At 35.5% G+C, this 12,091-nt stretch carries 8 protein-coding genes and 1 tRNA gene; 8 read left to right on the top strand and 1 reads right to left on the bottom strand.

Translation table 11 applies throughout. The features are described from left to right. The first annotated feature begins 38 nt into the window (after positions 1-38). The 3 genes from EKM03_RS11715 to EKM03_RS11700 all read left to right on the top strand — a co-directional run bounded on the left by EKM03_RS11715 (position 39) and on the right by EKM03_RS11700 (position 3,961). Positions 39-126: transfer RNA gene (locus tag EKM03_RS11715), tRNA-Ser, on the top strand. Between the two features lie 615 nt (positions 127-741). Then, on the top strand, positions 742-2,220 hold the full coding sequence (locus tag EKM03_RS11710) for a Fic family protein (RefSeq protein WP_126553901.1): 1,479 nt from the start codon (positions 742-744) through the stop codon (positions 2,218-2,220). 1,039 nt (positions 2,221-3,259) lie between these two features. Beyond that, the gene (locus EKM03_RS11700; RefSeq protein ID WP_126454357.1) at positions 3,260-3,961 is read left to right on the top strand and encodes a porin family protein; all 702 of its coding nucleotides are present in this window, start codon (positions 3,260-3,262) and stop codon (positions 3,959-3,961) included. Here EKM03_RS11700 and EKM03_RS11695 read toward each other — a convergent pair. Further along, positions 3,956-4,561, bottom strand: a complete 606-nt coding sequence (locus EKM03_RS11695) for a hypothetical protein (protein ID WP_126457532.1) — start codon at positions 4,559-4,561, stop codon at positions 3,956-3,958. The two genes, EKM03_RS11700 and EKM03_RS11695, sit on opposite strands and share 6 nt — an antisense overlap. Positions 4,562-4,784: 223 nt before the next feature. Here EKM03_RS11695 and EKM03_RS11690 point away from each other — a divergent pair, with 223 nt between their 5' ends. The 5 genes from EKM03_RS11690 (at position 4,785) to EKM03_RS11670 (ending at position 11,907) form a co-directional block, all read left to right on the top strand. Continuing rightward, entirely contained in the window at positions 4,785-7,226 is a 2,442-nt protein-coding gene (locus EKM03_RS11690; RefSeq protein ID WP_126740460.1) for a bifunctional UDP-N-acetylmuramoyl-tripeptide:D-alanyl-D-alanine ligase/alanine racemase, read from the top strand. Between the two features lie 92 nt (positions 7,227-7,318). Beyond that, entirely contained in the window at positions 7,319-7,735 is a 417-nt protein-coding gene (gene mscL, locus EKM03_RS11685) for a large conductance mechanosensitive channel protein MscL (protein WP_126457530.1), read from the top strand. A 362-nt stretch (positions 7,736-8,097) separates the two neighbouring features. Then, on the top strand, positions 8,098-9,087 hold the full coding sequence (locus tag EKM03_RS11680; protein ID WP_126457529.1) for an aspartate-semialdehyde dehydrogenase: 990 nt from the start codon (positions 8,098-8,100) through the stop codon (positions 9,085-9,087). A gap of 100 nt (positions 9,088-9,187) precedes the next feature. Next, positions 9,188-9,541 carry a hypothetical protein gene (locus EKM03_RS11675; protein WP_126740459.1) on the top strand — a complete coding sequence of 118 codons (354 nt, stop codon included), beginning with the start codon at positions 9,188-9,190 and terminating at the stop codon, positions 9,539-9,541. Positions 9,542-9,669: 128 nt separating this feature from the next. Further along, positions 9,670-11,907: a TonB-dependent receptor gene (locus EKM03_RS11670; protein ID WP_126740458.1), complete on the top strand. Its 2,238-nt coding sequence runs from the start codon at positions 9,670-9,672 to the stop codon at positions 11,905-11,907. Positions 11,908-12,091: the final 184 nt, after the last annotated feature.

The following is a 12,091-nucleotide window of genomic DNA, read 5'->3' as shown; positions in this document are numbered from 1 at the left end:
CTCGTTTTTTTTCGTGTTCTTTGCAGCCGTAATAAAATAGAGAGGTGGCCGAGTGGCTGAAGGCGCACGCTTGGAAAGCGTGTATATGGCAACATATCGAGGGTTCGAATCCCTTCCTCTCTGCCAGTAGAAATACAAAATGAAAAAACCCCTCTAAATCTTATGATTTAGAGGGGTTTTTTCATTTACGGTAAATCAAATTATTCATTAAATCTCAAAACTTAGGTGTCTTTTGAGGTGTCACTGAAATTATATTTTTTAAGTGACACCTATCTCAAAAGATACCAGTTCAACATTTGTTCAAATACCTTTTCACTATTTGAACATCTTGTTTGGAAGAATTACAAAGTTTAAATTTAATAATAACTAAAAGGTCACCAACCATGAACACAGCCGTATCCGTTCTCTTTTATATAAAGAGATCAAAAGTCAATAATGATGGCATCTGCCCTATTTATGTACGTGTCACCGTACAATATGGGAATTTATAAATTTACATAATACAGTAAGATTAACATATTTGCATCGTTTTATTGATGTTCTATTTCCAGCTAATACTCCACAAACTGATTTAGTTGTTGAAGAATTACAAACTTGGCTAACTGGTTTAGAAAAACTATAATTATTACTGGAAAAAACACCCATTCCTACCCCAACATTCGTTTATAATGGAAAAAAAAGCCCGATAAATACTTTTTAGTGGAAAATAAAGTATAGTTTTACTTCAATAAAGCACCACTAATGGAAAATTTTGTCCCAACACACCTTCAAGAAATTATTTATTCATCGAGCGATAAAAAAGTAAGAAAACAAATTGCTTTGCTTGAAAGTACAGGTAAAATTAAAAAAATTGCTCCTCGTATCTTTACTTCCAATTTTATTGATACGGACGAGGTTATTATCAAAAGAAATATTTTTTCTATTCTGGGCAATTTATATCCCGGGGCATTATTAAGCCACCGTTCCGCAATAGAATTCAAACCAACTGCAACAGGACAAATATTTGTTACCTATACCTACACCAAAAAAATAGAGTTGCCTGGAATAACCATTCGTTTTATGGAAGGTATTGGAGCAATTGAAGGTGATAATTCATTTTCGGGGGAGTTATTTGTTTCACAACAAGAAAGAGCATTTTTAGAAAACCTACAACCGTCCAGAAAATCGGGTCCAGAATCTAAAACTATTTCAATTGCTGAACTCGAAAACAAACTAGAGAAAATAGTACAAGTTAAAGGCGAAGAAGGACTAAATCAAATTAGAGATAGCGCAAAAGTAATCGCCGATAAATTAAGAATGCAAAGTGAGTTTGAGAAATTAAACAAACTAATTAGTGCCTTATTATCTACACAGCCTTCCAAAATATTATCGTCTCCACGAGCCATTGCACGAGCATTTGGAAATCCTTATGACCAATCAAGAATAGATTTGTTTGAGATATTATTTTTAGAGTTAAAGCAAAGAGAATTCAAAAATGCGATAGATAGAAATACAACTAATACAGCTTTTCAAAATTTCGCTTTTTTTGAAGCCTATTTTTCAAATTATATTGAAGGAACTCGATTTGAAGTGATTGAAGCAAAAAACATTATCGAAACCGATACCCCAATGTTCAATCGTGATGAAGATTCACACGACATATTAGGAACGTATAAATTGGTCAGTAATAAAATCGAAATGAATGTTACGCCAACTTCTCCGGAAGAGTTCATTAGCATTCTTCAATACAGACATCGATTACTTTTGGAAGCAAGAATATCAAAAATGCCAGGCGTATTTAAAGATAAAAACAATCGTGCTGGAGAAACATTTTTTGTCGATTTCGAATTAGTAAAAGGCACATTAATAAAAGGGTTTGATTTCTACAAAGTACTAACAGACCCATTTGCAAAAGCAGCTTACATTATGTTTATGGTAAGTGAAATACACCCATTTTTGGACGGTAACGGAAGAATTGCAAGAGTAATGATGAATGCCGAATTGGTCAAAGCTGAACAAACAAGAATAATAATTCCAACAGTATATCGTGATGATTATTTAGGAGCTTTACGAAGATTAACAAGGCAACAAGATCCATTAGCCTATATAAAAATGCTACAACGAGCACAAGATTTTAGTGCAACATTAAAAGCAGATACTATGGAAGATTTAGAATTGCAATTAAACTCAAGTAACGCTTTCAAAGAACACGACGAAGCCAAATTAAAGATTATCGTATAAAAAGACACGGGCAATCCTTTCGATTGATTATGAAACAAATTTTAGTCAATTAAACCACATAAAAAAGACATCACTATTCCATGTGTCACTTTGTGACATAAATGGCAGAAATACTCATCATAAATAGAAGTAAATTGCCGCTTCTGAACGAAAGGAATTATTTACTATTTTTATTGAGTGCCAGAACTTGAATCATAGAGGTTTCAAGTTAGGCAACGCCCAATCAAAGCCATAGATAGAGTATGAGAACCGAAAACAAGAGATTGTGTATCTACCCGAAAGACATACAACGCATAACAGGAAAGAGTTATCGTCAAAGTATTAGACTGCTTCAAAAAATCAGACAAGACCTCAATAAGCTCCAAAATGAGTTTGTATCTATTGAGGAATTTTGCCAATACACCAGCCTAAAAATTGAACAATTTGAACCCTTGATAATTGGATAGAAATTAAATTTTAGGCAACTAAATTTTGAACTTTACCAGTTCAAAAAATATTGTCTAACCAGTTCAAATTATTATAATTAATCATTAATTCCAGCAAAAAAATCCTTATATTTGAATAATTGAAATTTAGAACAATTTGCTAACATATTGAGAGGTGTCAGTTGAGGTGTCACTTAAAATAAAAGCTTTGCAAAGCCTTATTTTAAGACACTTTATAAAAACAAACAACTCCTTCCTCTCTGCGATGAAATAATGCTTCCTAAAAGGGGAGCATTTTTTGTTTTAGGGCGTGGTCAATTTTTTAGTTTGTCAAGAGAGTAAACAAAAAAAGATCAGCAGGCAATACCAGTATTAATTTTTTGTGAGCCGTCCTTCCTTTAGGTCAACAAGGGTAGTTCAGTCCTTTCTGTCAAATAGAATTCCGTGGCTGCAAGAACTGTAGAGCGTTTTTATCTTTAAAGGTCTTAAAAAGGATTATTTGTGGTTGTTATTTATCACAAAACGATCAAAAGGGTATATTTGTATCGTTTTAATGAGAATTGGAAGCCAAGGGTGTTTGATAGAATCATTGAGCGATTTAAAACCAAAAAATTATGCGAATTTTTCTTAGTTGTTTTCTGCTGCTAATGGTTGCTACTGTTTTTTCTCAGGAAAATACACCATCACAAGATACTCTAATTATGAAAGTGGATTCCTTGTATCGTGAGGATCAGTTCTATTTTGGGATCACTTACAATATATTGACGGACGGCCCTTCGGGGTTGTCACAAAGCAAATTTTCGTCGGGTTTGTCAGGTGGTTTTTTGCGGGATATGCCTTTAAATAAAAAGAGAACCGTTGCAATAGCTTCCGGTATTGGATTTACATATAATAATTACAATCAAAACATAGCCATTTCTGCAACAGACGGTATGCCAGTTTATGCCCTGATTGATGCCAATAGGGATTATAATAAAAATAAGTTTTCCCTACTTTCAGTTGATGTTCCTGTTGAGTTTAGATGGCGAACCTCTACTTATGAAAGCCATAAATTTTGGCGCATTTATACAGGAATAAAGTTTAGTTATTTGCTCTACGACAAGTCCGTTTTTGATAGTGCTCAAGGCAAAGTGGTGGTTACAGGAAATAAAGATTTTAATAAATTACAATACGGGGCTTATGTCTCTGCAGGATACAATACAATTAATTTGTATGCCTATTATGGTTTAAATTCAATATTCAAATCGGCAAAAATAGAAGACAAGTCAATTACCATGAAAGCATTAAATATTGGCATAGTATTTTATATTTTATAGCCATAAAACCAATAGAAGCAATTGTGGAATAATTCCCAGAACAAAACCTAAAAGGAGTTCTTTAATGGTATGCGCTTTCATTTCCAGTCTGGAAGTCGCGACCACGCCATTCAACAGTAGTAGTAATGCAATAGTAAAAATATTTTGAATTTGAAGGTGCAGGCTTAATCCAATGATAAATACAGTCAAAGAGCTGAAAGCTATCATGTGCAGGCTTGCTTTTATCTGCAGAAATAATAGGATTAGAGCTAATAATGAACTCAAAAGTCCCCCCAATAAAAAAAAATGCAACTCTGGATAGGAATCAATAGTGATACTTTTTCGAACTAATAAGATGATCAAGAAACAATGAAGTATTAAGGGTATTTTACGCTGGGATATTTTAGAAACCATTATGGAATCTATATTTCCTGTAGCGCGTAAGAGAAAAAAGGCCAAAACAGGAATTAACACCGTCACAATCAACACCTGAAAAAAAATGAATATCTTTTCTTGACTCACAAAATCAGATCCATTAAAAAAAAGGTAGAACAATGTTGCCATTGCCGGAATGAATATTGGATGGAAAATATAAGAGAAAAGGGGAAGGGTTTTTTTCAATAGTTTTGATTTTGTATCAAACAAATATAGGTAATCTGTCAAAATTAGTAAAGCATATCAAAAGAGTTTCTTGTTTTTAATAAACGAAATTGCTCATAATTATCGTATATCTGTCGCTTCGTTTTGAAAAGAAGTGCTATTTTTGAGGAAGTTTTGCAAATAAACAGCCTGTTGAAAGTATCATTTTCAAAAAAGAAATTCACCTCAATCTTTTTTTTATTCCATGAGCAAAAAAATTCTAAATAGCATACAAAATATCCCCGCAAAGTTTATTGGAACCAGCAGTACGATGGCTATTGATTCTATTTCTATAGACAGTCGTTCTTTGCAAAATGGCCCGAAAACGCTGTTTTTTGCATTGGTTGGAGCCAATACGGATGCTCACCTTTATCTCAAAAATTTAATTGCAAGTGGCGTCCAGAATTTTGTAGTTACCCATATTCCTGAAGATTGTGAAGGGAAAGCTAATTTTTATGTAGTGACCAATACCTTGTTGGCTTTGCAACAATTTGCCGCAGCATATCGCAGTTTCTTTGATTTTCCTGTCATTGGGCTCACGGGAAGTAACGGTAAAACGATAGTCAAAGAATGGCTTAATTTTTTATTAAGTCCGGATTATAACGTTATCCGAAGTCCAAAGAGTTACAACTCTCAAATTGGTGTTCCGCTGTCTGTGATTGCGATAAATGAAAAACACAATTTAGGAATTTTTGAAGCCGGTATTTCTACGGTTTCAGAAATGGAAAAACTCGAAAAAATCATTAAACCTACGATTGGAATTCTCACGAATATAGGGACGGCACATGACGAAGGTTTTGCTGATATCAGTGACAAAATCAAAGAAAAATTGAAACTTTTCCAGGATGTCCAAGTCATTATTTATCATAAAAATCCAACAATTGATTTGTTGATCCGTCCCGATACCGCCGTTTTTTGCTGGAGTTATAACGATGCTAAGGCTTCGGTTCTGATTGCTAAAAAGGGAGTTTTAGACAAGACCGTTTTGACGGTGCTACAAAACAACAACAAGTTTGACATAAAAATACCATTTCAGGATGAGGCGTCGATAGAAAATGCAATTTCCTGTTTGATGGTTTTGTTGTATTTTAAATACGATGACAGAACGATTCAAAACCGCATGGAGTTGTTGTATCCGGTAGAAATGCGATTGAAAGTCAAAAACGGAATCAACAATAGCAGTATTATTGATGACAGTTACAGTTCTGATTTTCAATCCTTAAAAATTGCGTTGGATTTTCTTGAAAGTCAAAAACAGTATAAAAAGAAAACAGTCATTCTATCTGATATTTTTCAAAGCGGTTTGCCTAACGATGTGTTGTACTCGAAGGTGGCTGAGCTAATTGTTTCCAACCGGATTACACGGGTAATTGGTATTGGCGAAACCATTTCAGCATTTAAAAACAAGTTTGCTAACTGCAGTACTTTCCAAAACACAGCTGCATTTGTCGCTGATTTTGAAAACTTGGACTTTGGTAATGAAACCATTTTGATAAAAGGGGCGAGATCGTTCCAGTTTGAAGAAATTGTATATTTATTAGAGGAGAAGACACATGAAACGGTCCTAGAAATCAACCTGAATGCTATTAGTTACAACCTGAATTTTTTTAAATCAAAGTTGCTACCAAAAGTAAAAATTATGGTTATGGTAAAAGCATTCGGGTACGGAAACGGCGGACTCGAAATTGCTAAATTACTGGAACATCATAAAGTAGATTATTTGGGCGTGGCTTTTGCCGATGAAGGAATTTCATTAAAAAACGGGGGCATTAATTTGCCTATTATGGTCCTTAATCCAGAGAATACTAGTTTTTCGGCTATTATTCAACATCAGTTGGAACCGGAAATTTACTGTTTAAAAGGTTTATATGCGTTCTTGAAAATAGCAAAACAAAAAAATTTAAAGCATTTTCCAATTCATATTAAATTCGATACCGGCATGCATCGATTGGGCTTTGAAGAAAATACCCTCGATGAACTGATAGCTGCGCTAAGAGGAAACAGTACCGTGCAAATAAAAAGTATTTTATCACACTTGGCTACGAGCGATGATCTTGAACACATGGATTTTGCTCATTCCCAAATTAATTTGTTCGAGAAAGTATCCTCTAAATTGATGTCTGAATTGCAAATAAAACCCTTGCGTCACATCCTGAACACCTCTGGGATAAGTAATTTTCTGGATTCGCAATACGATATGGTTCGGCTAGGAATTGGTCTTTATGGAGTTTCAAATGATGCCCAAGAACAAAAGCAACTCGAAAATGTGGGGACACTAAAATCCGTGATCTCACAAATAAGAACGATTGCTGCTGGAGAAAGCGTAGGCTATGGCCGCCGATTTGTAGCCGAAAAACCAACAAAAATTGCTACAATTCCCATAGGATATGCTGATGGGATTTCCAGAGGCTGGGGAGATGGTTTGGGATTTGTTATGGTAAAAAACACCAAAGCCTATATCGTTGGGAGTATTTGTATGGACATGCTGATGGTTGATGTCACCGGCATTGAATGCAAAGAAGGTGATTCAATACTTATTTTTGGCGAAAATCCAACGGTTTCTTTTATAGCCCAGAAATTAAATACAATTCCCTATGAAATTTTGACCAGTATTTCGCAACGGGTGAAACGCGTGTTTTATAGGTAGCGATTAAATTTAGAAGAAAGGACTGTTACTACTTTTAAAATTTTTATTAAATTCGTTTGTCAGAAGTAAATTTTAACCTAAAAAAATAAATTATGGGATTTTTTAGTGATTTCAAAGCCTCTTTGATGAAGGGAGACGTTTTAAGTTTAGCAACTGCGGTTGTTATTGCTGGAGCATTTGGCAAAATTGTAGGCTCAGCTGTTGATGATGTCATAATGCCAGTTGTTGGTTTGTTAACCGGAGGAATTGATTTTACCCAAAAATTCATCACCTTAGACGGAAATAGTTACGAAACCCTGGCTGCTGCAAAAGCTGCGGGTGCCGCCGTGATTACCTACGGTAATTTGGTCCAAGCCATTATCAACTTCATAATAATTGCATTCTTTATTTTTGTGGTTTTAAGAGCTGCTGAAAAGGCCAAGAAAAAGGAAGTTGTTGCCGTCGCTGCTCCAGCTGGACCAACACAGGAACAATTGCTGACTGAGATTAGAGATTTATTGAAAAAGTAATTTCGACTACAGTATAGCTAAACCGCTTTGGAATAGAGGCCTTTTTTCTTTATTCAAAAGGTTATATAAAACAAGATGATTTTCATCCTTAACATAATAAGGTGCCGGGAGAAATACTTTACAACTTAGTTTTCTTAATCTCTTAATGGTTTAAAATACTATTTATAGGTTTGCGATTAAAAAAGAGCAGATTTTTTAATGGGAAATTTGAGGTTGTCTTTTAATTTGTTGAAAATATAACATTTTGTTATTTTTTGTTAACCTCCTTGTTTTGATTTCAATATTACTTACTTTTGTACTTCAAATTTAATATTCACCCGAGCCTGAAAGGCGAACGGACGAAGTAATACTAAAAATATACTATGAGAATAGCAGTTGTAGGAGCTACCGGAATGGTTGGCGAAGTAATGTTGAAAGTTTTGGCAGAAAGAAATTTCCCTGTAACCGAGTTAATTCCCGTTGCTTCACAGCGCTCAGTGGGTAAAGAAATTGAATACAAGGGCAAAAAATATAAAGTGGTAGGCATGCAAACTGCAGTAGATATGAAAGCAGATATTGCTTTGTTTTCTGCAGGAGGCGACACTTCACTGGAGTGGGCTCCAAAATTTGCAGCAGCAGGAACAACCGTTATCGATAATTCATCGGCTTGGCGAATGGATCCGACTAAAAAATTAATCGTTCCGGAAATCAATGCAACAGAATTGACCGCCGCAGATAAAATCATTGCAAATCCAAATTGCTCTACCATTCAAATGGTATTGGTTCTGGCTCCGTTGCACAGAAAATACAACATCAAACGGGTCATTGTTTCTACCTACCAATCCATCACTGGAACAGGCGTAAAAGCAGTGCAACAATTGGAAAATGAATACGCAGGCGTTCAGGGTGAGATGGCCTACAAATATCCAATTCACAGAAATGCGATTCCACAATGTGATTCTTTTGAAGAAAATGGGTACACGAAAGAAGAGATGAAATTGGTACGTGAAACCAAAAAAATATTAAGCGATAATACAATTGCTGTTACAGCGACTGCGGTACGGGTGCCAATTGTAGGCGGACACAGTGAAGCGGTAAACGTAGAATTTACGAACGATTTTGATGTAAACGAAGTACGAAACATTTTGCATCATACCGATGGCGTAGTCGTACAGGACAATAATGACACCTACACGTACCCAATGCCAATGTATGCGCAAGGAAAAGATGACGTTTTTGTAGGTAGAATTCGTCGTGACGAAAGCCAAGAAAATACTTTAAATATGTGGATTGTTGCGGACAACTTGAGAAAAGGAGCAGCGACAAATACCATCCAGATTGCTGAATATTTGATCGCAGCCAAATTGGTATAAATCGATTTTTATTTTTAAAATGAAACCATTTGTTTCGCAAAAATATATTTTGTGAGATAAATGGTTTTCTTTTTTCCTGTTTTTGTTACCTTTGGCTCGAATGAAAAAGAATAAACTCATAGTAAGTCTTTCTCTGGTTGTTACAGTCTTGTTCTCAATGCTGTTTCAGTCACTGCACACCTATGAGCATTTGGCTAAACAGCTTTCCGAAAAGCAGTGCCACCATAAATACAATGTTACCGGTACAGAGATAACACACCAACACCAGAAAGTTGACCATTGTTATGTTTGTGAATTTGCTTTTGGCAGTTACATTACGCCAAAAGATTTCTCCTATCAATTGTACTCCAGTATTGAAGAAATCCCTTATTTTTTTACTGCAGCGGAAACAGTTATTTCGTTTTCCGGCAGTTTGTATTCCCTCCGAGGTCCACCCGTAAATAGTTTAAGCTGAATTTATTTCAGCTTCTGTTGAATTCATTTCAGCAAGTTTTACACGTTTTATCTACTAAATAATTCCGGTCTCGGCTCTCTCTCCTTTGGAGAGGGCTGGGGAGAGGAAAAACTATACAATCATTTTCAATGAAAAAATTTATCATAGCCCTGTTTTTAGGGTTTTCGGCGATGCTTCAAGCGCAAAATACGTTATCGGGAACCGTAACCGATTTAAAAAACCAACCCATAAAAGGCGTTTCAGTATACGCATCAGAATTGCATAAAGGAACTACTACAGATGAGAACGGAAAATATACATTTTCTAATCTGCCAAATAGAAACTTAAAAATAAGCTTTACACTCATAGGATTTGCAACCCAAAACAAAACCATAAGCAGTCTTCAAAAAGAAAATATATTAGATATTATACTTGTGGAAGCAATTTTCGAGATGGATGAAGTAATCGTTTCAACCGCTTTTAATAAAATACAATCGCAAAACGTGATGAAAGTGGAGCACGAAAGCATCAAAAATTTACAACGAAAAGGAACCGCCACTTTGATTGAAGGATTGGCGACTATTCCCGGAGTTTCTCAGGTTTCTACCGGAACATCTATCGGGAAACCGGTAATTCGTGGTTTGAGTGGCAATCGTGTTTTGGTATATTCACAAGGTGTTCGAATAGAAAATCAACAGTTTGGTGACGAACACGGTTTGGGATTGAACGATTCAGGAATAGAAAGTGTTGAGGTAATAAAAGGACCTGCTTCGTTGTTGTACGGTTCTGATGCTTTGGGTGGTGTTTTGTATTTTAACCCCGAAAAATTTGCTGATGCGAATACCTTTAAAGCGAATTTCAGTCAAAAATATTTCTCGAATACCGCAGGAAGCAGTTCTTCTTTGGGTTTGAAAACATCCACAGACAACTGGAAATTCATGGTTCGTGGAAGTTACAATTCTCATTCGGATTATAAAAGTGCTTCGCCAGTTCGGTCTTCGACCTCGGGTGCCGATGGTGACAGAGTAACAAATACCCGTTACAATGAAACCGATTTCAAAACAGGAATTGGCTACAGCAATGCTAAATTTTCTAGTGTATTGCGTTACAATTACAATGAATTGGATTTAGGAATCCCGGAAGATGGTATAGCAGGCCAAACGACAAGCAAGAAAACCGGATTTCCAAAACAAGGCGTTTTCAATCATTTATTAAGTTTAAACAATGTTTTCTTTTTCGAAAAATCAAAATTGGATCTTGATTTAGGGTATGTTGCCAATGATCGAAGTGAGTTTGAAGACAGCAATGTGGCAGTTCTACACATGAAATTGAAAACTTTCAATTACAACGCAAAATACCATTTACCAAAAATGGGAAAAATAGAAACCATTGTGGGAGTTCAAGGAATGCACCAAACCAATACAAATTCAGGGGAAGAATATTTAATTCCGGATGCGGTTACCAATGATTTTGGTGTTTTTGGGACAGCTAATTATGAGTGGAATACGAATGTTTTGCAAGCCGGATTGCGTTTTGATAATAGAAACATCACTACGGATGCACAAGGAATTGCAGGTGAAGAAGGTTCATTTGAAGCCATCAATAAATCATACGACAGTTTTAATGCATCGTTGGGTTACAAAACTAATCTGGCCGATGATTTGACGTTACGTTTGAACGTGGCTTCCGGATTTAGAGCGCCAAACCTTGCTGAATTAACTTCTAATGGAGTTCATGAAGGAACGAATCGTTATGAAGTAGGAAATAGTGATTTAGAAACCGAGCAAAACGTTCAAACGGATTTAAATTTAGAATATAAAACGGATCATTTTGAGTTTTTTGTAAACGGATTTTACAATCACATCAACAATTATATCTACACTTCGCCATCTGGAGAAATCATTGCAGATAACGCTGTTTTTGATTATATCCAGAATAACGCTAAATTGTATGGAGGCGAAATCGGACTGCATTTTCATCCGCATCCATTGGATTGGTTGCATTTTGAAACGAGTTTTGAAACGGTAACCGGCGAAAAACAAAACGGAGATTACTTACCGTTAATCCCGGCAAACAATTGGAACAACACCATTAGAACTGAATTCAAAATCAAAAACTGGTTAGAAGATGGTTTTGCAACGCTGAATGTCTCCAGCACGTTCCATCAAAAAAAGGTAAGTGGATTTGAGACAGCATCGAATGGGTACAACTTAGTGAATTTAGGTTTTGGCGGAACTGTAAAACTGGGTAAAACCGCTTTTGATGTTAACATCAACGGGAATAATTTATTTGATAAAAGATACATTGCGCATCTTTCCCGTCTTAAAACAGATGGTATTCCAAACATTGGAAGAAACATCATTTTGGGTGTGAATTTTAATTTATAAGCTCGAGCCATTACATTTAATTAATTTTTTTTACCACATAAGGAACGTAGATTTTTTTAGTTTTTAAAAGAAAATATAGCCATTTCACTTTCACTAGCCAAGCTATGCGAAGAATAGAACTATTTTCTATGCTTTCTTTAACTGTTAGTCAGAAATCTAAGTAATAACCATGGTATAATGTCGT

Origin of the sequence: Flavobacterium sp. GSP6, from assembly GCF_003984855.1 — a bacterium.
Taxonomy (GTDB): domain Bacteria; phylum Bacteroidota; class Bacteroidia; order Flavobacteriales; family Flavobacteriaceae; genus Flavobacterium.
This window is presented reverse-complemented; position numbering and strand designations above follow the sequence as displayed.